This is a genomic window from Sediminicoccus rosea, from assembly GCF_033547095.1.
GTDB classification, from domain to species: domain Bacteria; phylum Pseudomonadota; class Alphaproteobacteria; order Acetobacterales; family Acetobacteraceae; genus Roseococcus; species Roseococcus rosea.
In genome coordinates, this window is sequence record NZ_CP137852.1 from 4,149,360 (window position 1) to 4,174,000 (window position 24,641).

At 72.8% G+C, this 24,641-nt stretch carries 24 protein-coding genes; 11 read left to right on the forward strand and 13 right to left on the reverse strand.

Annotated elements, in window-relative coordinates:
* Nucleotides 1-42: 42 nt before the first annotated feature.
* Genes R9Z33_RS19985 through R9Z33_RS19995 form a run of 3 tightly spaced genes read right to left on the reverse strand, consistent with a single transcriptional unit; the run spans nucleotide 43 to nucleotide 3,145 of the window.
* A complete protein-coding gene (locus R9Z33_RS19985; protein ID WP_318648322.1) occupies nucleotides 43-1,014 on the reverse strand; it encodes an NAD(P)H-dependent flavin oxidoreductase in 972 nt (323 codons plus the stop codon).
* On the reverse strand, nucleotides 1,011-1,958 hold the full coding sequence (locus R9Z33_RS19990; protein ID WP_318648323.1) for a Bug family tripartite tricarboxylate transporter substrate binding protein: 948 nt from the start codon (nucleotides 1,956-1,958) through the stop codon (nucleotides 1,011-1,013). The genes R9Z33_RS19985 and R9Z33_RS19990 overlap by 4 nt, the downstream gene beginning before the upstream one ends.
* Nucleotides 1,955-3,145, reverse strand: a complete 1,191-nt coding sequence (locus R9Z33_RS19995) for an acyl-CoA dehydrogenase family protein (protein ID WP_318648324.1) — start codon at nucleotides 3,143-3,145, stop codon at nucleotides 1,955-1,957. Before R9Z33_RS19995 ends, R9Z33_RS19990 begins: the two co-directional genes overlap by 4 nt.
* 143 nt (nucleotides 3,146-3,288) lie before the next feature.
* Here R9Z33_RS19995 and R9Z33_RS20000 point away from each other — a divergent pair, with 143 nt between their 5' ends.
* The 7 genes from R9Z33_RS20000 to R9Z33_RS20030 all read left to right on the forward strand — a co-directional run bounded on the left by R9Z33_RS20000 (nucleotide 3,289) and on the right by R9Z33_RS20030 (nucleotide 10,042).
* Complete coding sequence (locus tag R9Z33_RS20000) at nucleotides 3,289-3,699, forward strand: ATP-binding protein (protein ID WP_318648325.1); 411 nt, start codon at nucleotides 3,289-3,291, stop codon at nucleotides 3,697-3,699.
* Between the two features lie 109 nt (nucleotides 3,700-3,808).
* Entirely contained in the window at nucleotides 3,809-4,132 is a 324-nt protein-coding gene (locus R9Z33_RS20005; RefSeq protein WP_213617368.1) for an STAS domain-containing protein, read from the forward strand.
* Between the two features lie 31 nt (nucleotides 4,133-4,163).
* The gene (locus R9Z33_RS20010) at nucleotides 4,164-4,961 is read left to right on the forward strand and encodes a CheR family methyltransferase (RefSeq protein ID WP_318648326.1); all 798 of its coding nucleotides are present in this window, start codon (nucleotides 4,164-4,166) and stop codon (nucleotides 4,959-4,961) included.
* Nucleotides 4,958-5,890 carry a chemotaxis protein CheW gene (locus R9Z33_RS20015; RefSeq protein WP_318648327.1) on the forward strand — a complete coding sequence of 311 codons (933 nt, stop codon included), beginning with the start codon at nucleotides 4,958-4,960 and terminating at the stop codon, nucleotides 5,888-5,890. The genes R9Z33_RS20010 and R9Z33_RS20015 overlap by 4 nt, the downstream gene beginning before the upstream one ends.
* Entirely contained in the window at nucleotides 5,887-6,906 is a 1,020-nt protein-coding gene (locus tag R9Z33_RS20020) for a chemotaxis protein CheB (protein WP_318648329.1), read from the forward strand. Before R9Z33_RS20015 ends, R9Z33_RS20020 begins: the two co-directional genes overlap by 4 nt.
* Nucleotides 6,906-7,610, forward strand: a complete 705-nt coding sequence (locus R9Z33_RS20025; RefSeq protein ID WP_318648330.1) for a response regulator — start codon at nucleotides 6,906-6,908, stop codon at nucleotides 7,608-7,610. Before R9Z33_RS20020 ends, R9Z33_RS20025 begins: the two co-directional genes overlap by 1 nt.
* A 2-nt stretch (nucleotides 7,611-7,612) precedes the next feature.
* Nucleotides 7,613-10,042 carry a chemotaxis protein CheA gene (locus tag R9Z33_RS20030; protein WP_318648331.1) on the forward strand — a complete coding sequence of 810 codons (2,430 nt, stop codon included), beginning with the start codon at nucleotides 7,613-7,615 and terminating at the stop codon, nucleotides 10,040-10,042.
* Here R9Z33_RS20030 and R9Z33_RS20035 read toward each other — a convergent pair.
* Nucleotides 10,030-11,196 (reverse strand): PP2C family protein-serine/threonine phosphatase, encoded by a 1,167-nt coding sequence (locus tag R9Z33_RS20035; protein ID WP_318648332.1) that lies wholly within the window; start codon nucleotides 11,194-11,196, stop codon nucleotides 10,030-10,032. The two genes, R9Z33_RS20030 and R9Z33_RS20035, sit on opposite strands and share 13 nt — an antisense overlap.
* Entirely contained in the window at nucleotides 11,193-12,779 is a 1,587-nt protein-coding gene (locus R9Z33_RS20040; RefSeq protein ID WP_318648333.1) for a methyl-accepting chemotaxis protein, read from the reverse strand. The genes R9Z33_RS20035 and R9Z33_RS20040 overlap by 4 nt, the downstream gene beginning before the upstream one ends.
* Before the next feature lie 99 nt (nucleotides 12,780-12,878).
* On the opposite strand from R9Z33_RS20040, the gene R9Z33_RS20045 reads away from it, so the two are divergent.
* Nucleotides 12,879-13,628, forward strand: a complete 750-nt coding sequence (locus R9Z33_RS20045; RefSeq protein WP_318648335.1) for an aspartate/glutamate racemase family protein — start codon at nucleotides 12,879-12,881, stop codon at nucleotides 13,626-13,628.
* Entirely contained in the window at nucleotides 13,628-14,104 is a 477-nt protein-coding gene (locus R9Z33_RS20050; protein WP_318648336.1) for an ureidoglycolate lyase, read from the forward strand. The genes R9Z33_RS20045 and R9Z33_RS20050 overlap by 1 nt, the downstream gene beginning before the upstream one ends.
* Before the next feature lie 117 nt (nucleotides 14,105-14,221).
* On the opposite strand, the gene R9Z33_RS20055 is transcribed toward R9Z33_RS20050, so the two are convergent.
* The 4 genes from R9Z33_RS20055 to R9Z33_RS20070 form a co-directional block, all read right to left on the reverse strand.
* Nucleotides 14,222-15,166, reverse strand: coding sequence for an N-carbamoyl-D-amino-acid hydrolase (locus tag R9Z33_RS20055; RefSeq protein WP_318648337.1), 945 nt, complete (start codon nucleotides 15,164-15,166; stop codon nucleotides 14,222-14,224).
* Between the two features lie 58 nt (nucleotides 15,167-15,224).
* Nucleotides 15,225-15,782 (reverse strand): hypothetical protein, encoded by a 558-nt coding sequence (locus R9Z33_RS20060; RefSeq protein WP_318648338.1) that lies wholly within the window; start codon nucleotides 15,780-15,782, stop codon nucleotides 15,225-15,227.
* Between the two features lie 183 nt (nucleotides 15,783-15,965).
* Nucleotides 15,966-16,412 (reverse strand): MaoC/PaaZ C-terminal domain-containing protein, encoded by a 447-nt coding sequence (locus tag R9Z33_RS20065; RefSeq protein WP_318648339.1) that lies wholly within the window; start codon nucleotides 16,410-16,412, stop codon nucleotides 15,966-15,968.
* Nucleotides 16,413-16,414: 2 nt separating this feature from the next.
* Nucleotides 16,415-17,722 carry a DUF445 domain-containing protein gene (locus tag R9Z33_RS20070; RefSeq protein WP_318651679.1) on the reverse strand — a complete coding sequence of 436 codons (1,308 nt, stop codon included), beginning with the start codon at nucleotides 17,720-17,722 and terminating at the stop codon, nucleotides 16,415-16,417.
* 185 nt (nucleotides 17,723-17,907) lie between these two features.
* On the opposite strand from R9Z33_RS20070, the gene R9Z33_RS20075 reads away from it, so the two are divergent.
* Complete coding sequence (locus tag R9Z33_RS20075; protein WP_318648340.1) at nucleotides 17,908-18,642, forward strand: metal ABC transporter ATP-binding protein; 735 nt, start codon at nucleotides 17,908-17,910, stop codon at nucleotides 18,640-18,642.
* Nucleotides 18,643-18,645: 3 nt separating this feature from the next.
* Nucleotides 18,646-19,515 (forward strand): metal ABC transporter permease, encoded by an 870-nt coding sequence (locus R9Z33_RS20080; RefSeq protein ID WP_318648341.1) that lies wholly within the window; start codon nucleotides 18,646-18,648, stop codon nucleotides 19,513-19,515.
* Here the strand turns inward: R9Z33_RS20080 and R9Z33_RS20085 are convergent, their stop codons facing one another.
* From R9Z33_RS20085 to R9Z33_RS20100, 4 genes are all read right to left on the reverse strand, one after another.
* Complete coding sequence (locus R9Z33_RS20085; protein WP_318648342.1) at nucleotides 19,516-20,256, reverse strand: DUF1194 domain-containing protein; 741 nt, start codon at nucleotides 20,254-20,256, stop codon at nucleotides 19,516-19,518.
* Nucleotides 20,257-20,446: 190 nt separating this feature from the next.
* Complete coding sequence (locus R9Z33_RS20090; RefSeq protein ID WP_318648343.1) at nucleotides 20,447-21,082, reverse strand: glutathione S-transferase family protein; 636 nt, start codon at nucleotides 21,080-21,082, stop codon at nucleotides 20,447-20,449.
* 35 nt (nucleotides 21,083-21,117) lie between these two features.
* Complete coding sequence (locus R9Z33_RS20095) at nucleotides 21,118-21,684, reverse strand: DUF924 family protein (RefSeq protein ID WP_318648344.1); 567 nt, start codon at nucleotides 21,682-21,684, stop codon at nucleotides 21,118-21,120.
* Nucleotides 21,681-24,542 carry an FAD-binding and (Fe-S)-binding domain-containing protein gene (locus R9Z33_RS20100; RefSeq protein ID WP_318648345.1) on the reverse strand — a complete coding sequence of 954 codons (2,862 nt, stop codon included), beginning with the start codon at nucleotides 24,540-24,542 and terminating at the stop codon, nucleotides 21,681-21,683. The genes R9Z33_RS20095 and R9Z33_RS20100 overlap by 4 nt, the downstream gene beginning before the upstream one ends.
* Nucleotides 24,543-24,641 lie beyond the last annotated feature (99 nt).

Here is a 24,641-nt window from a genome sequence, read left to right on the forward strand (position 1 = left end):
TAGCACGCGCCCCCGGCTTGCGGCGAAACCAGCGCCGGGGGCTCAGCCGCCGCCGAAGACCCCGCGCAACCGGCCCATGCCGGCCTGGGCGTCGGCCACCATGCGGCGCACCACCTCGCCGGCCGGGAGGAGTTCCTCGATCAGCCCCACGCATTGCCCGGCCCAGGCGAAGCCCTCCTCCATCCGGCCTTCATCGGTGGCGATGGCGTTCACCGTGCCCGCGATCATCGGGATGAGTTCCTCGGGCGTGGCGCCGGCATTTTCGCGGGCGAGGAGGTTCTGCGCATAGGCGCTGACCAGCGCGCGGCCCGGCTGCCCCAGGCTGCGCTTGATGATCATGGTGCCCGAGGGCTCGGCGGCGAGGATCGCGTTCTTGTAATTGGCATGGGCCTGCGCCTCCTGCGTCGCGACGAAGCGCGTGCCCATCTCGACCCCCTCAGCGCCCAGCGAGAGCGCGGCGAGCAGCCCCTGCCCCGTCGCGATCCCGCCCGAGGCGAGGACGGGGATGGAGACGGCGCGCACCACGCGCGGCACCATGATGAAGGTGGTCTCGTCCGAGCGGCCGAGATGCCCGCCGCCCTCGTAGCCCACGGTCGCCACCATGTCCGCGCCCGCGGCCTCGGCCTTCTTCGCAAGCTCGGGCCCGGCGATGAGGACGAGGGTTTTGGCCGCGCCGTTGATGCGCTTGATCCAGGGCGCGGGATTGCCGGCGGTGAGCGCGATGACGGGCACGCGCTCCTCCAGCGCGACTTCCAGCATGGCGGTGATGTCCATGCGTCCCAGCGGGAAGTTCACGCCGAAGGGCTTTTGCGTGAGCGCGCGGCAGCGGTTGATTTCCTCCCGCAGCGCATCGGCCCCCGCATTGCGCGAGAGATCGAGGCCCGAGGTCGCGATCTGGCCGAGGCCGCCCGCTTCCGAGACGGCGGCGCAAAGCTCCGCCTTGGCGACGCGCGCGAGACCGCCCTGCACGATGGGATAGGCGATGCCGAGCATCTCGGTGACGCGGGTCTTCATTCGGCGGTGGCTCCGGAGAGGCGGACGGCTTCCGCCCATTTGCTGATCTCGGCCTGCAGGAAGGCGGGAAAGCGGTCGGGCCCGATGCCGCCGGGCTCGATCCCCATGCCGCGCAGCCGCGTGGCCTGCGCCTCGGTCGCCGCGAGGACGACCTGCGCGACGCGCTGCACGAGCGGCATGGGCGTGCCGGCCGGTGCCATCAGCGCCTGCCAGGCCACCGCCTCGAAGCCCGGCCAGGTCTCCGCCACGGTCGGCACATCGGGCCAGTCGGGCAGGCGGTTGGCCGTGGACATGGCGATCGCGCGGATGCCGCCGGCGCGGATCTGGCCCGCACTCGGCGGCAGGTTCTCGAAGGTCGCCTGGATGCGGCCGGAGAGGAGTTCGGTGATGGCGGGCGCCGAGCCGCGGAAGGGCACGTGCACCGCCTGAAAGCCCGCGCGGTGGCGCACGAGTTCCATGGCGAGGTGCGGCAGCGTTCCGATGCCCGCGCTGCCATAGGTGACGCCCTGCGGCTGCGCCCGCGCCCAGGCGATGAATTCCGGGAAGGTCCGGGCCGGCACGGAAGGGTGGACGGCGAGCACATTGGGCACGAGGCCGATGACGCAGACGGGCACGAAGTCCCGCACCACGTCGAAGGGTAGGCGGCGGTAGAGCGTCACGTTGGCCGCGTGCGCGGCGGCGATGGTGAGCCAGGTGCTGCCGTCATTCGGTGCGCGCGCCACGAATTCCGCGCCCAGGTTGCCGCCCGCGCCGGGCCGGTTCTCGACGACGACATTCACGCCCATCGCCTCGGTCAGCGCCTGCGCTGCGAAGCGCGACAGCGTGTCGGAGGCGCCGCCGGGCGTATAGGGGCTGACGATGCGCATCTGCCCAGCCGGAGGGGCCTGTTGGGCCTGGGCCAGCGCCGGCAGCGCCAGGCCCGCGAACAGCGTGCGGCGCTTCATGCCCTTGCTCCCTTGATCATGTCCTTGGCGATCAGCATGCGCTGCACGTCCGACGCACCCTCGAAGATGCGAAAGAGCCGCACGTCGCGATAGAACTGCTCCACCACCGTGCCGCGCATCCAGCCCGCGCCGCCATGGATCTGCACCGCATGGTCGGCCACGCGGCCCACCATCTCGCTCGCGAACAATTTGCAGCAGGCGATGTCGGCGATGATCGGGCCCTGTGCCTCGCCCGCCGCATCGAAGGCGCGGGCGGTTTCCAGGATCATGCTGCGGGCCGCCTGGGTCTCGGCCCGCATGTCGGCGAGCTTGGCCTGCACCAGCTGGAATTCCGCGAGCGGCTGGCCGAATTGCCGGCGGTTCATGGCGTGGAACAGCGCCTCCTCGATCAGCCGCTGCGCCTGACCGACGCAGGTGACGGCGACGTGCAGCCGCGCATGGTTGATGCCGCGCATGGCGGTCTTGAAGCCGCCCCCCTCGCGCCCGCCGATCAGGTTTTCCGCCGGCACGCGGGCGTCGTTGAAGAAGACCTCGCTGGTGGCGCTGCCATCCTGCCCCATCTTGCGGTCGGCCGGGCCGAAGCTGACGCCGGGCGTGCGCGCGGGAACGATGAAGGCGGAGATGCCGGCCGCATCGCGCGTGCCGGCCTCGGTGCGCGCCATGACGATCAGCACCTGCGCCTGGCGCGCATTGGTGATGTAGCGCTTGCTGCCGTTCAGCACGTAGTGGTCGCCGTCGCGCACCGCCATGGTCCGCACGCCGCCGGCATCGCTGCCCGCCTCGGGCTCGGTGAGGCAGAAGGCGGCCGTCACCTCGCCGCTCGCCATGCGCGGCAGCCATTCGGCGCGCTGGGCATCGGTCCCGTTGTAGAGGATGGGCTGCGAGCCAAGGCCGATGGTGGTGGAGAACCGCGCGCGGAAGACGCTGGAGGCGCGCGTCACCTCGAACATCACGCGCACCTGCTGCTCCATGGTCAGCCCCAGGCCGCCCCAGCGCGTCGGGATGGAAATGCCGAAGAGACCCGCCGCACGCAGCAATTCCGTCAGATCCTCGGGCAGCGTCTCCTGCCCCTCCAGGCGCGGCTCGGCCGGGATCAGCTTCTCGCGCACCAGGCGCGCGATGCCGTCGAGATAGGATGTGAATTCGGCAGGCGTGGCCGTTTCGGCCACGGGCAGGGCATCGTTCATGGGTTCCTCCGTTGGGCGGCAGCATCCGGTGGCCAGGGCGCGCGAGTCAAACGATGCGCGCCGCGGCCGGGGGGGGCGGAGGTATTCAGCCAGCCCGCAAACCCGGTATAGGTGAAAGTGGAAGCATCCGAGGAAAGCCGCGCTTGGACACGCCGCCTTTTCAATTGCGCCTGCCGGCGAGCCTGGACAGCGTCAGCACCCTGCTCGACGCGCTCGAATCCTATGCGGAGACGGCCGAGCTCTCGCCCGGCATCGCCGCCCGCCTCAACCTCGTGGCGGAGGAGATCGCGGCCAATGTCGCCATGCATGCGACGGGCGCGAGCTTTTTCGAGCTTCGCGTGACGCCCGCCGCCGGCGCACTGGCCCTCTCCATCGAGGATGACGGCCCGGAATACGACCCGCTGGCCCGCGCCGTGCCCGACACGACGGCCGCGCTCGAGGAGCGCGAGGTGGGCGGCCTCGGCGTGCATCTGGTGCGGGAGATGACGCGGGATGCACGCTATGAACGCGCGGGGGGGCTGAACCGCCTTTCCTGCGCCCTGCCGCTCGGCTGACCGGTCGCTCGGTTGAACGGACCCGCTTTCGGCTTGGCCGCATTCTCGGCTAGCCTGTTTCCACATCGCCGCCCCAATGCGCGGCAGAACCTTCATGGAGACTGCGCTGATGGAAATCACTGAAACCCAGGAAGGCGGGAAGGCCGTGGCCATCCTCGACGGCCGGCTGGACACCGCGACCGCCGGTCTGACCGAGACGCGCCTGCTCGCCATGCTGGAGAAGGGCAGCGTGATCGCCGACCTGTCCGAGGTGCGCTACGTCTCCTCCGCCGGGCTGCGCGTGCTGCTGAAGGCCGCCAAGCAGGCCAAGGCGACGGGGGCGAGCTTCGCCGTGGTGGGCCTGCAGGCCCCGGTGCGCGAGGTCTTCGAGATCAGCGGCTTCGACAAGATCATCCCCGCCTTCGCGACGCGCGCCGAAGCCGCGCAGGGCTGACCACGGGGGGCCGACCGCGGGGGGGCTGAGCATGGCGCGCGGCACCGCCGCCGCCACAACCGGAACCGGCCACGAGGCGGCCGTGCTGGCGGCGCTCGGGGCGCTGGCGGGCCTGGCCCCCTCCCCCGTGCTGACGGCGCGACTGCGGCGCGCCGCCGATCTCGTCGCCGCCTGCGACCCCCATCGCGCCCATCACGAGGACCCCGCCTGGGCCGCGCTGCTCGATGCGGTGACGGTGCAGGAGACGCGCCTCTACCGCCACCCGCCCCAGGCCGGGCTGGTGGGCGGGCTGCTGCCCGGAAGCCTGGCCCGCGCCCGGGCCGAGGGGCGGCCGCTTCGGATGCTCTCGGCCGGCTGCGCGACGGGCGAGGAGGCCTTCACCCTCGCCGCCCAGGCGAGCCACGCCATGGCCGATGCGCCCGGCACGGGGCTGGAGATCCTCGGGCTCGACCTCTGCCGGCCAGCGCTGGAAAGCGCCGCGGCCGGCGTCATCGCATCCGGCCTGGGCGACCCGCTCGCCCTCGTGCCCGAGCCGCTGCTCCCCTGGCTCGCCGGGCCGGACGGCGCGCCCCGGCTGCATCCCGCGCTGCGCCGCAGCCTCGATTTCCGCCGCGCCAACCTGCTGGACGGCTTCGGCCACGCCCCGGCCTTCGACGTGATCTTCTGCCGCAACGTGCTGATCTACCTGACCGATCCGGCACGCGCCCAGGTCACCGGCGCGCTGGCGGCCGCGCTCCGGCCCGGCGGCGTGCTGGCGCTGGGCCCGACCGACCGCGCGCCGGCCGGCCTGCAGCCGCAGGGCGAATCGGTCTGGATCAAGCCGGCATGAGCCGGCACCCCCTCCCCGGCGGCGGCTGGTTCACCCTGGCCGAGGGCGAGGCCCGGCGCCACGACGCGCCGCCGCGCCCGCCCGCCCCCGCCGCGCCGCGCCTCGCCGCCCCCGCCCCGATGGCACCGCCCCGCCGGGCGATGGGGCTGGCCGCGCTGCATCTCTCGCTGGGCGGCGTGGCGCTGGCCATCCCCTCCGCGCTGGCCGAGCACATCATCGCCATGCCGGTGCTGCGGCCCCTGCCCGGCGCCGCCCCTGGCGTGGCGGGCCTGGCCGAGACGGATGGCGGGCCGGTGCTGGTCCTGGAGACCGGCTTCGTCGCCGGCCAACCCGCCCCGGTGGAGGAGGCACCCGGCCTGCTGCTGGTGCTGCGCGAGGGCGGGCGCCGCTTCGGCCTGCCCGCCGCGCGGATCGAGGCCGGGCCCGCCATCGCGGCCACGCGCGCCTTCCAGGCCTGGCTCGCCTCGCCCGAGGCGGCAGCGGCGCTCGCTTTCGCGCCGGCCGTGCTGGAAGCCGAGGCGGCGCGGCCCGTACCGCAGCGGCGCCTCGTCATGTTCCAGGCGGCCGGGATGGAGCTGGCGCTGCCCGCGGAATCGGTCGTCGCCGTGCTGCCGGCCACGCAGCCCCTGCCGACGCCGCGCCGGGGCCTGGCCGGCCTCGCCACGCATCGCGGCGCGGTGCTGCCGGTGCTGGATGGCGGGCTGGTGCTGGGCGGGCGCGCGGCACTCACGGGCGGGGCCGCGCCCCTCATCCGCCTCGCCCTCTGGCCGGAGGTGCTGGTCGCGGTGGAGCAGATCGGCGGCGTGCGCGCCCTGCCGGCGGCCGATGTCACGCCGCTCGCGCAGCGCGACGGCCTGGTCGCGGCCTTCGCGCGCCTCGGCGGCGCGCCCGTGCCCATCCTCGCCCCCCACCGGTTCGGCGCGCTGTGACCGCGCCGATCCCCGTGCTGGTGGTGGATGACAGCGCCTTCATGCGGATGGCGCTGCGCCGCATCATCGAGGCGGAGGGCGACCTGCGCGTGGTCGCCGATGCCGCGGATGGCGAGGCCGCGATCGCCGCCGTGCGCCTGCATCAGCCGGCCGTGGTGGCGATGGATGTGGAGATGCCCGTGCTCGGCGGCATCGAGGCGACGCGGCGCATCATGGCGCTGCCGCACCCGCCCGCCATCATCATGGTGAGCCAGCACACGCAGGATGACAGCCCGGCCGCGATTGCAGCGCTGGCTGCGGGTGCGGCCGACTACATCAGCAAGGAGGCTGGGCTCGGCGGGCTCGACCTCGGTCATCTCGACCAGGCGCTGCGCGGGCGGATCCGGCACTGGGCCGGGCAGCGGCGCGCCCCGCCCGCGGCCAGCCCGCGCGGCGCGGCCCCGGCCGCCGCGGCGGAGGCGCCGCCGCCACTGGTGCTCATCGCCGCCTCCACCGGCGGGCCGGATGCGCTGGCGGAGCTGCTGGCGGCGAGCGGCCCGCTGCCCGTGCCGGTGCTGATCGCGCAGCACATGCCCGATGGCCTGGCGCCCGAGCTCGCGACGCTGCTGACGCGCCGCGCCGGCTGGCCCGTCATCGTCGCCACCCATGGCGCGCCGGTCACGGCGGGGCAGGCCACGCTGCTGCCGACCGATGGCGTGCTGCTGCGCGCGGCGGGTAACCTCGTGCTGCGGCTCGCCCCCAGCGGCGCGGCGGTGCACCCCTCGGCCGATCTGCTCTTCCGCTCGGCCGCCCTGCTCGGCCTGCCGGCCTGCGGCGTGGTGCTGACCGGCATGGGCCAGGATGGCGCAGCGGGGGCGGCGGCCCTGGCCGAGGAAGGTGGGCGCATCCTGGTGCAGAGCAGCGAGACTTCGGTTGTCGCCGGCATGCCCGAGGCGGCAAGCTCGCGCCTGGGCGGGGCGGAGGCCCTCTCGCCCGAGGCGCTCGGCCTCCGGCTGCGTGCGATGTGGAGGGCGTGATGGACGAGGAATTGCTGGCCGCCTTCCGCGAGGAATTCGCGCCGCTCTGCGCCGCGCTGGCCAGCGCCGCCGACCTCGCGGCGGCACAGCGCGTCCTGGCGCAGATGCAGGCCATGGCGGATGGCATGGAGATCGCGCCCCTCCAGGCCCGGCTGCGCGCCTTGGCCGAGACCGAGGCGCTGGCGGAGCTGCAGGCCGCCGCCCCCGCCCTGGCCGCCTTCGGCGCGGCCGAGCCGGACGCCGAGCCGCCGCCGCCCGTCGAACGTGGCCCAGTCGAACGTGGCCCAGTCCGCACCCTCATCGTGGATGATAGCGCCATGATGCGCCGCCTGCTCCGCGGCATCCTGGCCGGCGACGCGCGCTTCGCCGTGGTGGGCGAGGCGGCCGACGGCGCGGCCGGCCTCGCCGCGCAGGCGGAACTGCGGCCGGACCTCACCCTGCTCGACCTCGAGATGCCGGTGCTGGACGGCTTGGGCTTCCTGGCCGAATGGGCGCTGTCCGGCCATGGGCAGGTGGTCGTGGTTTCCTCCGCCGCGCATCCGGGCAGCCCGGCGGCGCTGGAGGTGCTGCGGCGCGGCGCCTGGGCGGCGGTGGCCAAGCCCTCCGGCGCCCTCTCGCCCGACCTTGCCGAGCGCAGCGGCGCCGAGATCCTCGCCACGCTGCGCGAAGCCACCGGGCTTGCGACATCGGGGCTCGCGGCCTGAGCATGGAAGCCGACGATCCCCTCTGGCAGGAATTCGCGGCCGAGACGGCCGAGCACCTGGATGCGCTGGAAAGCGGCCTGGCCGGGGACGGCGCGGTGGATGTGCTGTTCCGCGCCATGCACAGCCTGAAGGGCATGTCCTCCGCGATCGGCGCGCATGGCATCGGCACGCTGGCGCACAAGGCGGAGGATGTGCTGGGCCTGGCCCGCGCCGGGCGGCTCGCGCTCAACCCGCCGGTGCGGGCCGCGCTGCTGGCCGCAGTGGATGCGCTGCGCGGCCAGCGCGTGGCGCTGCTGGAACGCAGGCAGGACCAGCCGCCCCCGCCCGAATTGCTGGCGCGCCTCGGCGCGCTGGCCGAGGGCCGGCCCGAGCCGGCCGCGGGCCCGGCCGCCACCACCGCCGCCATGGGCGAGGACCCGCTGCGCGCGACCCTCGCCTCCCGCCTCGCCGATGAATGGCCGCGCCTGCTGGCCGAGCCGGGGCGCGCCACCCGCCTCGCCGCCCTGGCGCGGGAGGGGGGCCTGCCGCGCCTTGCCGGGCTGCTGGAAGCCGTGCCGGAAGCCGAGGACCGCCTGGCCGCGCTGGGCCGGTTGCGCCGAGCGCTGATGCTGCTGCAGCCCGGCGAAACGCCGCCCTGCCTGGCGGGCGATCTGCGCGCCCAGGCCATGGCGACGCGCCTGGCGCTGGCCGGCCCGCGCCAGGCGCTTGCCGAGGCCGCCGGGCGGCTCGCCGCTGCCGCCGATGCGCTGGGCGACGAACAGGCGGAGCTGCTGGCGCGACAGATCCAGGACCTGGCCGCGCGGCCGGGCGAGGCGCCGGCGCAGCGCCTCGCGGAATCCCGCGCCGCCTTCGCCACGCTGCTCGACGGCCCCCGCCTCGCACCGCTGGCCGAGACGCTGCGCCCCGCGCCGCCGCCGCTCACGCCGAGTCTCGCCGCCGCCCTGCCGCCCTCGGCCCATGCCCGCGCCGCCGCCGCCATGGCCGCCGGCCGCCGCATCTGGCGCCTGCGCCTCGGGCCGCTCCCGACCGCCGAGGCCATCGCCGAGCCCTTCCTCTCCCGCGTGGGGGAGGTGCTGGGCAGCGCCGGCCCGCCCGAGGCGCTGGACATCTTCCTGGCGAGCGACCTGCCGCCCGGGGAACTGGCCGCGCTGCGCGCCGAGGCCGACCCGGATGGCGGTGCGCTGACCGACCTCGCGGCCGCGGACGCGCCGCCGCCCGCGCCCACCATGCGCGTCCGGCAGGACCGGATTGATGCGGTGATCGCGCTGGAGGCCGAGCTGCGCGCCGCCGCCCTCTCGCTCGGCGAGGCGATCGCGGCGCCGCAGGCGCGCGCCGCCTTCGAGGAGCTGGCGGCGCTGCAATCCGCCCTGCCACCGGCCACCGCGGCCCGCCTCGCCGGCGCGCTGGAACGGCTGCGCGCCGCCACGGGGGCGGCCGAGCGGGCCCAGGGCCGGCTGTCCATCGCGCTCGGCCAGCTCGACGAGGCGGTGCTGGAACTGCGCGTGACGCCCTTCGCAACGCTGGCCATGCGCCTGCCCCGCGTGTTGCGCGCGACGGCGGAGGCGCAGAACAAGCAGGTCGCGCTCGAAGTGGTGGGCGAGGAGGTCCAGATGGACCGCTCCCTCTCCGACCTGCTGGCCGACCCGCTGCTGCACCTGGTCCGCAACGCCGTGGACCACGGCATCGAGACGGCGGAGGAGCGCATCGCCCTTGGCAAGCCCGCCACCGCGCGGCTGCTGCTGGTGGCGGAGCGCCTGCCCGGGCGGCTCGTGCTCAGCTTCTCCGATGACGGGCGCGGCATTGACGAGAAAGCGGTGCTCTCCCGGGCGCTGGCCCGCGGACTGATCACGGCCGAGGCGGCGGCACGGATGAGCCAGGAGGAGATCCATGCCCTGCTCTTCCTGCCCGGCTTCTCGACGCGCGAGGCGATCAGCGAGACCTCGGGCCGCGGCGTCGGGCTCGACGTGGTGCAGGATGCGGCGCGGCGGGCGGGCGGCTCGGTGCGCGTGGAGAGCAGGCCGGGCCAGGGCACGCGCTTCGTGCTCGACCTGCCGCTGACGGCGGCGATGCAGCCCGTGCTGCTGGTGGAAGCGGGCGGCCAGCCCTATGCGCTGCCGGCCGGGCGCGTGGAATCCGTGATCCGGCCGGAGCAGCTTGCCCCCGGCCAGGCGATCACGACGCTGGAGGCGGTGCTGCACCTGCCGCCCGCCGAGAGCAGCGCCATCGTGCTCGTGCGCCGGCCGGCGGGGCTGCTGGCGCTGGCCGTGGAGCGGGTGGGGCGCCGCACCGATCTTCTGCTGAAGCCGCTGCACCCGGCGCTGGCCGGAACACCGGGCGTGGGCGGCGTCGGCGTGCTTGGCAATGGCGAGCCGGTGCTGCTGCTGGAGCCCGACAGCCTGGACAGCGCCCAGGCGGCCGTTCAGCCGGCGTAGCGCACGGCCAGCACCGTCACGTCATCGGCCGGCGGCGCGCCGCGCACGAAGCCTGCCACCTCGCGCAGCAGCGCCTTGATGGCAGCGGCGGGATCGGCCTCGCGGCCCAGTGCGGCCAGCACGCGCTCCTTGCCGAAGAGCGCCTTGTCGGGGTCATGTGCCTCGGTCACGCCGTCGCTCAGCAGCAGCATGGCCTCGCCCGGCGCCAGCGCGAAGGGCGCGCTGGCATAGGGCAGGTCCTCCATGATGCCGAGCGGCGGCTGGATCTTGAAGCCGTCCATCACCGTGACACCCGCCGCCGAGAGCCGCAGCGCGGGCTCATGCCCCGCGACGCAGATCCGCCCCTCGCCCGTCTCGGCGTCGAGGATGGCGAGTGCGGCGGTCACGAAGGTCATCTCCGGATTGTTGGCGGCGAGGTCGCCATTGGCGAGCGCCATGAGGTCCGCGGGGTCGGGGATTTCGCCGCGCGATGCGGCCATCTGCACGCCCGCGCGGATCAGGCCGAGGCTGCGCGCCATGGTCAGCCCGGCCGAGGCGCCCTTGCCCGCCACATCGGCCACCACGAACATCAGATGCCGCGGGCCGATCCATTGCATGTCGTAGAGATCGCCCCCCACCTCGCGCGCCGGCTCCATATGGGCCGCGACGGTGACGCGCCCGCGCGAGATGGCGGCGAAATCGCCGGGCACGAGGGAGAGCTGCGCGCGCCGCGCGCTTTCCAGCTCCGCCTCCAGCGCCTGCAGCCGCTCGGCCGCCAGGTCGCGCAGGCGCTTCTTCTCCAGCACGGCCTGCAGGCGGGCGCGCAGCAGCGGCGGGTCGAAGGATTTGGGCAGGTAGTCCTCGGCGCCCAGTTCGATGCAGCGGATCACGCCCGACATCTCGGTCTGCGCCGAGATGACGATGACCGGCGGTGCATTGCCCTGCCCGTGCAGCCGCTCCAGCACGCCGATGCCGTCCAGCTCGGGCATCTCGAGGTCGAGCAGGACGACATCGAAGGGCTGGGCCGCGATGGCGGCCAGCGCCTCCACGCCATTGGTCGCCATGGCGGGCTCGGGATAGCCGAGCTCGGCAAGGCGGCGCTTGAGCAGCAGGCGGTTGAAGCTGCTGTCGTCCACAACAAGGATCTGGGGCACCACCGGGATCGCGGCGCTCATTCGGGGCGCACCGCCATGCTTTCCACCGCGCGCCGCGATTCCGCCGCGAGGCGGGAGAGATCGATCATGGTCACGGTGATTTCCTCGGCGGCCGTGGCGTTGGACTGGCCGATGCGGGTGAGGGTCGCGACGCGCTCATCGAGCGAGGCGACCGTGGTCTGCTGCTCCTCCATCGCGACGGCAATGGCGGCGGCGAGGCGGGCGCTCTCGCCGGTCAGTTGCTCGAAGCCGTCCATCGCCACGCCCACGGCGGCGGCGGTGCCCGCCCCCTCGCGCGTGCGACGGCCGGCGGCAAGCACGACATCGGCGATCTCCTGCGCCAGCGCCTCGGTGTTGGCGGCCAGCGCCCGCACCTCCTCGGCGACGACGGCGAGGCCGCGCCCGTGCTCGCCCGCGCGCGCCGCTTCGATGGCCGCGTTGATGGCGAGGATGTTGGTCTGCGTCGCGATCTTCGCGATGGTGCCGGCGATGCGCGTGACGCGCTCCGTGTCGTCGCCCACCGCATCCACCGTCTCGATGAGCTGGCGCACCTTCTCCAGGCTTTCGCCCAGCAGGCTCTGCGCGCGGCTCGCCGTGTCGCGCGCCTGCTGGGTGCTGCGGCCCACATCGGCCACCGCATCGGCGGTGTGGGACAGTGCATCCGAGACCTGGCGCAGCTCGGCCAGCTGGGTCATCGCACCCTCGCTCACCTGGCCGATCGCCTGGCTCGCCTGGTTGGTGACGACGGCGGTGCGGCGCGCGCCTTCCAGCGCCTGCTCCATCAGCCGGTTGGAGTTGGCGAGGTTCGTCTTGAACACCTCAACGGCGCGCGCCATCTCGCCCACCTGGTCGGCGCGGCCGGCGCCCGGGATCTCGACCTCGGCATCACCCCGCGCAAGCCGCTGCATCGAGACGGCGAGGCGCGAGAGCGGGCGGGCCGTGAGCAACACCAGCACGAACCAGACGAAGCCGAGGCCGAGCAGGCCGATCCCTGCCGCAATATAGGTGTATTTACGCCCTTCCTCCTGCAGCGCCCGGGCGGTGGCGAGGTTCGCATCCGCATCCGCCTTGGTGATGGCGCGCGCGCGGCTGGCGAGGTTGTTGAAGGCCACCACCATGTCCAGCCACTCCTCCTGGAGGGGCGCGTACTGGTCCCGCGCGCGGCGGGCGAAGGCGTCGCGCACGCGCTCGCCAAGGTCGGGCAGGCGGGCGGCCATGTCCTGCGCGGCGGCGGCCACCACGGCGTCCACCCGCGCGCCCACCAGGCCATAGAGCTGGTTGAAGCTCTCGCTGATGCCGGCGGCGTTGCGGACCATGCGCGGCGCGGTCACGGTGGGCGGCAGCACACCGGCGAGCACGGCGGCGAAGGCCTGGGCGAAATCGGCCACGTCGTTCGAGAAATCGTCCACCGCCTCGATCGCGGCGCGGTCGCGCACGCCCATCTGCTCGATGATCGCGCCCTGACGCGTCAGCATGAAGAGCGAGTTGGCGGCAAGGAAGGCCAGCACCGAGAACATGAGCGCCAGGATCATCGCGGCGCGCGTGCCGATCCGGCCGAGCAGCCTGACGCGCCCCTGCGCGCGCGGCGCGGGCGGATCGCTCACGGGTTGGGTCATGCCGGGGGCCTGGGTGTCGGGAGCCATCAGGGGCTAGGATAAGCCCATTCGCGGCCCCTCGGCCACCACTCCATCAGGACCCGCCCCATGCACAGCGCTGCGCCCTGCCGCATCCTCGTCGTGAACAGCAACACGACGGATTCCGTGACCGCCCGCATCGCCCGCGCGGCCGAGGCCGCCCTGCCGGCCGGTTGCAGCGTGGAGGCGGTGAGCGCGCCCTTCGGCCTGCCGCTGATCGTCACACGCGCCGACTGGTCGGTCGCGGGGCCGGCCACGGTGGCGGCCCTGGCCGCGCGACGGGGCCAGTTCGATGCGGCCGTGGTGGCCTGCTTCGGTGACCCCGGCGTGGATGCGGCGCGCGAATTGTTCGACGTGCCGGTGGTGGGGATCAGCGAGGCGGCCTTCCACGCGGCCTGCATGCTCGGCCGGCGCTTCGGCGTCGTCAGCTTCACGGCGGCGCTGAAGCCCATGTTCGTGGATTGCCTGGAGCATGCGGGCCTCGCCCATCGCTGCGCCGGCTTCCGCATGGGCCCGGCCTTCTCGGGCGATCCGGGGCGCGTGGCGGAGGAGCGGCGCGACATGATCCTCGATCTCTGCCGCGCCAGCATCGAGCAGGACGGCGCGGAGGTGGTGATCCTGGCCGGCGGGCCGCTGGCCGGCCTCGCGCCCGAGTTGGCGGCGGATGTACCGGTGCCGCTGGTGGACGGCACGGCGGCCGGCGTGCGGCTGGCCGCGGCCCTCGCCGGCCTCGCCCCCACACGGCGACCGCATCGCACCCGCGCGCTGACCGGCTATGAGCCGGGGCTGACCGGGCTTTACGCGGAAGGCCCGCGCTGATGCCGCGCACCATCCGCCTGCAGCCGTTGACGGCCGAGGCCTTCCGCCCCTTCGGCGACGTGATGGACCCGCCGCCGCTGGGCGCCCGGCCCGCGCTGGGCGAGAGCCTCGTCGCGCGCGATGGCGCCCTGCTGCCGGGCCTCGCCTTCAACCATGCGGAGCCGGTGGCGCTGCCGCTGCTGGCCACGCAGATGGAGCGGCACAACCGCTCAAGCCAGTGCTTCGTGCCGATGGATGTGGCGCGCTGGGTGGTGATGGTGGCGCCCGACCGGGACGGCGCGCCGGACATGGCGGGGCTGCGCGGCTTCCTCGCGCGCGGAGACCAGGCGGTGAACTACCACCTGGGCAGCTGGCACCACCCGCTGCGCGTGCTGGACCGGCCGGGCCGCTTCGCCATCCTCATGTGGAGCACGGGCGAGAAGGCGCGGGACGAGGAATGGGCGACACTGCCCGAGCCGGTGCTCCTGACGGAGTAGCGCCCGGCCCGGCCCGCGCGGACGCGTGACGAAGCATCCGGCCGCAACGCGGCCGGCGCACCCGTGGCGCGGCGAAGCCAAGGCGGCGGAGCCGCCGCCCGGCGCTTGAGGGCAAAACTACGCCGGCGGTTCCGCCCCCACCTGCTCCACGATGCGCCGGTAGTGCTGCGGCCGCCGGTGCTGCGCGAAGTTGAACATCTTCTCCTTGCCCTGCAGGCAATCGTCGAGATCGGCCTCGGCCAGGATCACCTCGTCGCTCAGCGTCTTGGCCTGGGCCACGACGATGCCGTTCGGGCTGACGATGCAGGAGCCGCCGATCAGGCCCGAGCCATCCTCGTTGCCCGCCTTGGCGACCGCGACCGCCCAGGTCGCGTTCATGTAGGCATTGGCCTGCACCGCCATGGTGGAGTGGTGGGTGCGAAGCTCCGCACTCTCGCCGTCGCCCCCGTTCGGGTCATAGGCGGCGGAGTTGTAGCCCATCACCATCACCTCCACCCCCTGCAGCCCGTAGCAGCGCCAGCCCTCGGGCCAGCGGCGGTCATTGCAGATCAGCATGCCCATGATGGCGCGGTGCCACTCTGTCGGTCCGCGGAAGGCAGGGAAGCCCAGGTCGCCATATTCGAAATAGCGCTTCTCGAGCTGCTGGAACCGCGCGCCGGCGCGGGGCTCGACCGAGCCCGGCAGATGGACCTTGCGATACTTGCCGAGGATCTGCCCATCGGGGCCGACCGTGATGGCGGAGTTGAAGCGCTGGCCCTCCGGCGTCAGCTCGGCATAGCCCAGATGGAAGCCGACGCGCAGCTCGCGCGCCCGGTCGAAGAGGCGCTGGCAATTGGGGTTGGGCATCTCCCGCTCGAAATAGGTGTCGAGCTCCTGCGTGTTCTCGATGAACCAGCGCGGGAAGAAGGTGGTGAGCGGCAGCTCGGGGAAGACGACGAGCTGGGCGCCTTGCTTCGCGGCTGATTCCAGCAGCGCGATCAGGCGGTCGAGCGTGTGAGCGCGGGTGTCGGCGCGCTGGATGGGGCCGGTCTGTGCGCCGGCGAGCGTGAGGATGCGAGGCATCCCCACACTTCATGGCCAGAGCGCCGGGGCGTCAATGCCCCGGCGGCCTGGAAGGCCATCACCGCATCGGGGTGATTTCGATGGCCAGTGCCTCTTCGTAGGTCATGTCCACCTGCTCGCCCACGCGCAGCTGGCTGATGAAGCGGCGGATGTCGGGGTTGGTGGCGGTCACGGTGCGGTTGAGGCCGCCCGGGCCCGTGAAGCTGACCGTGCTGGTCGCGGTGTCCACGGCGGTGATGGTCACGCGGCCGCTGCGCACGCGCGTCACCTCGCCGCCCGGGCGGGCGGCGTCGCGCTCGGCGGTCAGCGTCGCGGTGGCCGGGGGCGCGCTCGAGAGCGGGCGGGCGGCGCGGGCGACGAGGGCCTGGAAATACACCACCGTCACGTTGTCGCCGGGGCGGAGCTGGTTGAAGCGCGTGACGCCACGGCCGGCGATCATGGTCAGCAGGGCGCCGGACTGCGCGCCGGCCGAGCCACGGACCAGCACCTCGCGCGAGGTGGCGTCCACCGTCTCGATCACGCCGCGCAGGATGGTCGTCTGCTCGGCATCCACCGAGGCACAGGCCGAGAGCAGCGGGAGGCCCAGGGGGAGGGCGAGGAGGCTGCGGCGTTTCATGTTCTTCTCCGTTGTGTCGGGCGGGATGGTTCCGGCCCCGGCGGTCATGTTGCATGCGGCTGTCGCATGCGGCCTGGTCCGGCGCCGCATGATCCAGTGCAGCCGCAGCAAAGCATGCCGCATCGGCGCGAACAACGGGCGCGTCCTTCCCATTCCGGCAAGGCGACGTTCCGTAACCGGCTTTCAGCGCTTGAAGAAATGCGTAGCCGTCATCTCGATGACCATCATGTCATCCGCGATGCGCGTGCCGATGTGGCGGAACACCGCGACGCCGAGCTCGGGGCGCGAGCGCGAGGGTTTCAGGCTCGCCACGATGCTCTCCACCGCCACCGCCTCGCCGGGGCGCAGCGGGGCCGGCCATTTCGTCGTGATCTCGCTGCCGCCGAGGCTCACCTCGCGGAAGATCCCGCTGCCGAGGATCAGGCCGAAGCAGGCGCCCATGGTGTGCAGGCCGCTCGCCACCAGCCCGCCGAAGAGGGGGGCGGATTTCGCCGCCACGGGGTCGGTGTGGAAGGGCTGCGGGTCGAATTTCTCGGCATAGGCGATGATCTCGGCCTCGGTCAGCGCGAATTGCCCGAAGGCGAAGCGCTGGCCCAGCGAGAGCTCGTCGAAGGAACGCAGCGGCTGCATGGTCAATGGATCACCCTTCCCCCCGTGAGCCAGTAGATCAGCAGGTAAAGCCCACCCCCGGCCAGAGCCCCCACCAGCGTGCCGTTGATGCGCACGAATTGCAGGTCCCGCCCCACGCGCAGCTCGATCTTCTCGGTCACCTGCGCGGTGTCCCAGCCCTTCACCACGCCTGCGATGAAGTCGGACAGGCGCTGCTGGGCCGAGGGCAGCAGCGTGGCCAGCGTGCGCTCCACCGCGCCGTTCAGCTTGTTGCGCGCGGCAGTGTCCTCGGCCAGGAACTGGCCGGCATTGGCGAGCGCGCCCTCGAGGATGGCGACGGTGCGGCCATTGGGGTTCACCGCATCGGCCGCCAGCGCGCCGCGCAGGCGGGACCAGGCATCGCCCAGCCAGTCGGTGACGGTGGGGTGCGAGAGCGCGCGGCGGATCGCGGCCCCGAGCGCCGCGGCGCGCTCGGGCTCGGTCTCGAGGCGTGTGATCTCGGCGTCAATCCAGGCCTCGAAGGCCTGGCGCAGCTCGCTGTCGCCCGGCTCCTGCTTGTCGAGCTCGGCGTTCAGCACGGCCAGCACGCGATCCGCCACATAGGCGCCGGCGGCCCAGCCGACGACGGCGCCGCCCGTCTCGCGCACGCGGCGCTTGATGGCCTCGCGCAGCTCCTCCTGCTTGGCGAGGAGGATGGTCTTGAGCTGGGCGAGGGCCAGGTCGAACACCGCCTGGTGCTGCCCGCCCGCGATCAGGCTGCGGAGCGCGCGGGCGACGACGGGCGCCGCACCCGGCCCGCCCGCCACGCGCGGCAGCAGGCGGGACATGAGGCGCCGCGCGCGGCCATCCTCCAGCGTCACCAGCAGGCGCGGCAGGGCGGCGGCCAGCGCCTGGGCGGCGGGGCGCGAGGCCTCGCGATCGGCCAGGAAGCCCGCCAGGATGCCCGCCACGTCGAGGCGGGCGATGACGCGCTTCACCTCCGCCTCGGTGAAGACGTGGTTGGCGACGAAGCGCCCCAGCCCCTGGCCCAGGCGCTCCTTCTGGCGGGGGATGATGGCGGTGTGGGGGATGGGCAGGCCGAGCGGGCGGCGGAACAACGCCGTCACCGCGAACCAGTCGGCGAGGCCGCCCACCACGCCGGCCTTGGCCGAGGCGGCCAGCAGGTCCGCTCCGAAGCTCGGCGGCAGCTGGTAGGCGAGCCAGACCAGCCCGCACATGAAGACCAGCAGGAAGGTGGCGAAGGCGCGATGCCGCGCGAGGGCGCGGCGCAGGTCGTCATCGGGGTTGGCCATGGGGCGTTCATAGGGGTGGATGGCGCCCAGGGGAATCACCAAGGGGAATCTCCAAGCCCGGGGAGCCGCCTTGCTTGGCGCGGCGCACCCGCCATGTTATGGCATAACATCATGGCCGGCTGGACCCATCCCCTCGACCTCGCGGCTTCGGCCCGGCTGCGCCTTGGCTGGGCGGCGGGCATCGTCGTGCTGATGTGGCTCGCCATCGCCTGGGCACTCTCGACATGACGCGCCCCTTCCTCACGATCGAGAACCTGACCGTCACGCATGGCCGGCACCCGGCCGTGCACCATGTCAGCTTCGCGCTCAAGCCGGGCGGCCTCATGGCCGTGGTCGGCCCCAATGGTGCCGGCAAGTCGAGCCTGCTGCGCGCCATCGCCGGGCTGCACAAGCCGGCCGAGGGGCGCATCGCCGGCTTCACCCCGGGCCAGGTCGCGCTGCTGCCGCAGCAGGCCATGCTGGACCGCGCCTTCCCGCTGACCTGCCGGGACGCCGTGCTCTTCGGCCTCTGGGGCGAGAGCGGCGCCTTCCGCGCCACGCCGCGGCCCGAGCGGGTCGAGGCGGCACTGGATGCGGTGGGCCTGCATGGCTTCGCGCGGCGGCCGGTCGGCTCGCTCTCGGCCGGGCAGTTCCAGCGCGTGCTCTTCGCGCGCCTGCTGCTGCAGGACGCGCCGGTGATCCTGCTCGACGAGCCCTTCAATGCGCTGGATGCGCGCACCGCCTCCGACCTGCTGGGCGTGATGCGCCGCTGGCATGGCGAGGGGCGGACCATCCTGGCCGTGCTGCACGACCTTGACCTCGTGCGCCGCGAATTCCCCGAGACGCTGCTGCTGGCGCGCGAGGCGGTGGCCGTGGGCGCCACCGAGACGGTGCTCTCGGCCGAGAACCGGCTGCGCGCGCGGATGATGTCCGAGGCCTGGGCCGAGGATGCGGCCCCCTGCGAGCGCGAAGCCGCCTGACCCATGCTGTATGAGGCGCTGATCGCGCCCTTCGCCGAATTCGGCTTCCTGCGCCGCGCCCTGGTGGGCTGCCTGGCCATCAGCCTCTCGGCCCCGCCGCTCGGCGTCTTCCTTATGCTCCGCCGGATGAGCCTGACGGGCGATGTGCTGGCGCATGGCATCCTGCCCGGCGTCGCGCTCGGCTTCGTACTGGCGGGGCTCTGGCTGCCGGCGCTGGCGCTGGGCGGGCTGCTGGCTGGCCTCGTCGTCGCGCTGGGGGCGGGCGCGCTCGCGCGCGCGACGGGCGGGCGTGAGGATGCGGCGTTGACCGGGCTCTACCTGACGGCGCTGGCCGCCGGCGTGACGCTGATCTCCTGGCGCGGCTCGGCGGTCGAGCTCACACAACTGCTCTTCGGCTCGGTGCTGGGCGTGGATGATGCGGCGCTGCTGCTGATGGGGGGGGCCGCGACGGCCACCCTCGCCTTCCTCGCCATCGCCTGGCGGCCGCTCATCCTGGAATGCTTCGACCCGAGCTTCGCCCAGGCGGTGGGGCTGCGCGGCAGCGTCTGGCACCTGGGGCTGCTGGCTCTGGCGGTGCTGAACCTGGTCGCGGCCCTGCAGGCGGTGGGCAGCCTGATGGCGGTCGGGCTGATGATGCTGCCCGCCATCGCCGCGCGGCACCTGGCGCGGGAACTGGGCGGCATGGTGCTGGCGGCGGTCGGGATCTCGGTGGCGGCGACGCTGGTGGGGCTGCTGGCCTCCTACCACCTCGATGTGCCGAGCGGACCGACCATCGTTCTGGTCGCCGCGGCCTTCTGGGTCCTGGCGCTGGTGGCGGGCCCGGTGGACGGGCTGCTGGCGCGGCACCGGCCGCGCCGCCACCTGGACGGCTGATCACACCGTCGCGCGTTCCACCAGCGGCCCCGGCGGCGGCGCCACGGCCACCTCGCGGATGATCTTGCGGCGCACCGCCTGCTCGAAGCTCTCGAAGCCGTCCGCCACCATCAGGAAGGCGCCCGGGCCGCCGATCACGCGCTCGCGGTAGTATTCATCGAGCGGCTGCATGGCGCCGAGGCCGGGCGGCGGCGGCGTGCGGTCGAGCACAGCGAGGCCGTTCAGCACGATGCCCTGGTTCAGCGCATCCTCGCGCGCGGCGCCGACCTCGCGGCCAGAGTTGTTGATGCCGTCGCCCGAGATGTCCACGACGCGGCGCGTGCCCTCGAAGCCCTGGCCGAAGAGGCGCGCGGCATAATCCATGGCGCCGGAGATGGAGGTGTAGAGATGCGTGCGTCGCGGGGCGGCGTCGATCGCCTGGGCGAAGCGCTCGGCCGCCTGCGGGCCGTCCAGCTTCATCCAGGGGACGAGCATCTCCTGGATGTTCCAGTCGGACCAGGTGAAGAAGGTGCAGGCGATGGAGCCGATCGGGCCGCGGGACATCGCCTCGACCAGGCGCCGGTCGCGGAAGGCGGCGGCGTAGCCCTTGAACTGCATCTCCTGCTCTTCATTGTCCACGGAGCGGGAGACATCCACCGCCAGGACGAGTTCCACGTCCACGGCCTCGGTCGCCCGCGCGGCGTGGGTGCGAAGCACCACCGGCGCGGCCAGAGCGGCGGTGATGAAGTGACGACGAAGCATGCGAGCCCCCTGTGGTCTGTGGAGCCGTGCTTGCGGTTCTTCCCATTACGAAAACGTATCTATGCAGATTCGGTCAGAGTGCAAGACCCAATTTGTGCAGTGCAGCACGCCGGGACCCCCCGGTCCCGTGACCTTTCCGTCATTCCGCCTAAGAAATTGTTAACCGGGCTGACGATTCAGCCCGGCAGGCTCATCCCTTGAAGGCGGTGCCACCGATCCGCGGATCCGCATTCAGCCGGGCCGCGAGGGCCGAGAGGCGGGGGAAGCGGCCGGTGATCAGCCCCGGCATGACGCGCGCGGCGAAATCATGCCCGCAGAGCGCCGTCACATCGGCCTGGGTGAGGCGGCCGAGGCAGAGGAACTCCCCGGTCAGCATGGTCTCCAGCGCGGCGAAGCCGCCCAGGAACTGGCCCTCGAGATTGGCCAGCCCTTCCGGCCAGCTCAGCCCCTCCGGCCGGCGCTGCCCCTCGTAATAGGCGGCGACGGCCTTCTCGGTGGCGCCCAGCGCGATCTGCAGCACGCGCATCACCTGGCGGCGCTCGGCCCCTGCGCGGGGGAGAAGGGCGGCGGGGCCGGCCAGCTCGTCCAGATGGTCGATGATGGCGCTGGAATCGATCAGCACCTCGCCGTCATCCAGGATCAGCGAGGGCACGCGGCCCACCGGGTTGTAGCCCTTGATCGCGGCCCCATCCGTCACGGTGGAGAGCGCCAGGCTCTCATAGGGCATGCCGTAGAGCGAGAGCGTCACCGCGACGCGGCGAACGAAGGGGGAGAGCGTGCGGCCGACGAGTTGCATGGTCTTGTCCTGGACGTTGATGGTTCGCATTGAAACCGCCCTGGCCGCGCGGTCAAACGGGCGGGTCAGAAGCCCGCGCCGGGCTGTGCCAGATAAGCGCGCTCGGCCGGGGTGCTCTCGCGCCCCAGCACGGCGTTGCGGTGCGGGAATCGGCCGAAGCGGGCGATGACGGCGCGATGCGCCCAGGCATAGGCGATGACGCCGCCAGGGGCCGCATGTGCCGGCCAGTCGCGCAGCCCCTCGAAAAGCGCGACGGAGAGGTCCTGCGCCGGCAGCGACTCCGCGTGCTCGAACGGCAGATAGAGGAAGACCCGCTGCGTGGGCGTGAGCAGGAGGTCGAGGCGCCGCCCCAGCACCACGCGCCGGGCCAGCGTCTCGGCATGCGGGTCGCTCGCGAAGGCCTCGGGCGAGCCGCGGAACAGGTTGCGCGGGAACTGGTCGAGCAGGAGGAAGAGCGCCAGCGCACCCTCCGGCGTCTCGGCCCAGGCATCGAGCGCGCCCTCGCGCGCGGGAACCACCAGCGCGCCGAAGCGGGCAGCGATCTCGGCGTCGAAGGCGTCGTCCTTCCTGAACCAGGCCTGACGGAACTGGTCCGGGCCATCCGCGAACCAGAAGTCCAGGATCTCCTTCACAGCGAGCGGTCCAGCACGCGGATGGAGTGCAGCGCCTCGCGCCCGCTGAGATCGGCGATCTGGTGGCGGCAGGAGGTGCCGTCAGCCACGATCACGTCGCTGGCCGGGGCGGCGCGCACGGCGGGCAGCAAAGAGAGTTCGGCCATGGCCTTGGATGTCTCCAGGTTCTTCGCCTCATAGCCGAAGGCGCCGGCCATGCCGCAGCAGGAGGAGGCGATGGGCTTCACCTCCATGCCCGGAACGCGGCGCAACGCCTTCACCGCCGCCGGGAAGGCGCCGAAGGCTTTCTGGTGGCAATGGCCATGGATATGCGCCACGGGCGCGCCGGGCTTGAGCGCGGGCAGCGTGCCCTCCTTCTCCAGGAACTCCGTGACGAGGAAGGCGCGCTTGGCCAGCGCCTCGGTCTCCGGCCCTGGCAGCAGCGCCTGGAACTCGTCGCGCAGCGTCATCAGGCAGGAGGGTTCGAGGCCGATCACCGGCGCGTCGGATTGCGACAGCACCGCGAGCGTGCGCCGCGCCTCGGCCCGCGCTTCCTCTACCATTCCGGCCGCGAGGTAGGTGCGGCCGCAGCAGAGCGGGCGGCCGCCGGCACTCGCCACTTGCGCCGAATAGCCGGCGGCGTTCAGCACGCGCACGGCGGCGTGCAGGTTCTCGGGCTCGAAATAGCGGTTGAAGGTGTCGGCGAAGAGCAGCACCTCGCGCGCCGCGCCCTCCTTGCGGCAACCGTCGCGGTCGAGGAAGGGCGGGGCGGCGAATTCGGGAAGCTTGCGGTCGGCCGCGATGCCCGTCACGCGCTCCATCAACTTCGCCAGCAGCGGCACGCGGTTCCGGAGATTGGCGAGCCAGGGCAGGCTTGCGGCCCAGGGCGCGTAGCGCGGCAGCCAGGCGACCAGGCGGTCCTTCAGCGGCACGCCCTCTTTTGCGTTGCGTGCGGCCAGCACCTCGATCTTCATGCGCGCCATGTCCACGCCCGTCGGGCATTCGCGCTTGCAGCCCTTGCAGGAGACGCAGAGCGACATCGCCTCCTGCACCTCCTCGCTCGCGATGCCGCCGGGGATCTGGCCGGTCAGCGCCAAGCGCAGCGTGTTGGCGCGGCCGCGCGTCAGGTGCTGCTCCTCGCGCGTCACGCGATAGCTCGGGCACATGACGTTGGCGTCGAACTTCCGGCAGGTGCCGTTGTTGTTGCACATCTCGACCGCGCCCAGCAGGCCGGCCTGGGGCCCCGGATGCGCGGACCAGTCGAGCACGGGCTTCACGTCGCTCAGCGGCGTGTAGTCGGGCGGGTAGCGGAAGAGGCTGCGGTCATCCATGCGCGGCGGGCGCACGACGCGGCCAGGGTTGAGCAGCGCGTTGGGGTCGAACTCGTCCTTCACCGCCTCGAAGGCGCGGACAATGCGCGGGCCGAACATGCTCTCATGGAATTCGGAGCGGACGATGCCATCGCCATGCTCGCCCGAATGGCTGCCCTTGTATTCGCGGACGAGTTCGAAGCAGCGCTCGGCGATCTCGCGCATCTTCCGGACGTCGCCGCCCTCCTTCATGTTCAGCACGGGGCGGACATGCAGGCAGCCGACGCTGGCATGGGCATACCAGGTGCCCTTCACGCCATATTCGTCGAAGACGGCGGTCAGGCGCTCGGTGTAGTCGGCGAGGTCCTCCAGAGAGACGGCCGCATCCTCGATGAAGGAGACCGGCTTCGCATCCTGCTTCTGGCTCATCATGATGTTGAGCCCGGCCTCGCGCACCTCGGCGATGGCGGCCTGGAAGCCGGCATCCACCGCATGCACCACCTGCCCGGGCAGGCCCAGATCGCCCATCATCTCGTCGAGCGAGGCCAATTGGCGCATCAGCTTCGCGTCGTCATCGCCATGGAATTCGACGATGAGCAGGCTGTCCGGCTCGCCGATCACCATCTGGTCGATGGTGGCGCGATAGATCGGAATGGAGCGGCCGAGGTCGATCATCGTCCGGTCCACCAGCTCCACCGCCTCGGGGTCCAGGGAGACGAGGTGCTTGGAGGCCTCCATGGCGCGGCGGAAGGTGGGGAACTGGCAGATGCCCACCACCTTGCGCGGCTTGATGGGCCAGAGCTTGAGGTCGAGCGCCGCCGAGAAGGCCAGCGTGCCCTCGCTGCCCACCAGCAGCCGCGCGAGATTGCCGCGCCCGTTCATGCGCGCATCCGGCGTCAGCGCATCGAGGTTGTAGCCGCCCACACGGCGAAGCTGCGCCGGGAATTTCTCCGCGATCTCGGCCGCCTCGCGCTCGCCCAGCGCGTGCAGCCGGGCGACGAGGTCGGTGTTGGGCGCGTTCTCGCCGAACACGTGCCGGGAGCCATCGGCGAGGATCGCGTCGATCGCGCGGACATTGTCCGCCATCAGCCCGTAGCGGATGGATTTGGAGCCGCAGGAATTGTTCCCGGCCATGCCGCCGATGGTGCAGCGCTGCCAGGTGGAGGGGTCCACCGGGAAAAACTGCTTCGTGGATTTCAACGCCTCGTTCAGCGCGCCCAGCGTGATGCCGGGCTCCACGCGGGCCGTATCGCCCTCCACGCTCAGCACGCGGCGCAGATGCTTGGTGCAGTCCAGCACCAGCGCGCGGTTCACCGTCTGCCCGCATTGGCTGGTGCCACCGCCGCGCGGCAGGACGGGAATCCCCTCCTCCCGGCAGATCGCCATGGCGGCTTCGACATCGGCGGTGGTCTTGGGCACCAGAACGCCGATGGGCTCGACCTGGTAGATGCTGGCATCCGTCGCATAGCGGCCGCGATCGGCGGGGGCGAAGAGCACGCTCCCTTCCGTCTCGCGCTGCAGCCTGCGGGCCAGGCGGGAATCTCCGATTTGGGGTGCGATGGCGTTCATGGCGCCTTTCTAGCCCCGCTTCGGCGCGGCGCCAGATGGATAATCCTCATGCCCCGCACAAGCCGAACTCATTGGCAGGCAGGGCCGGTTCGGGGCATG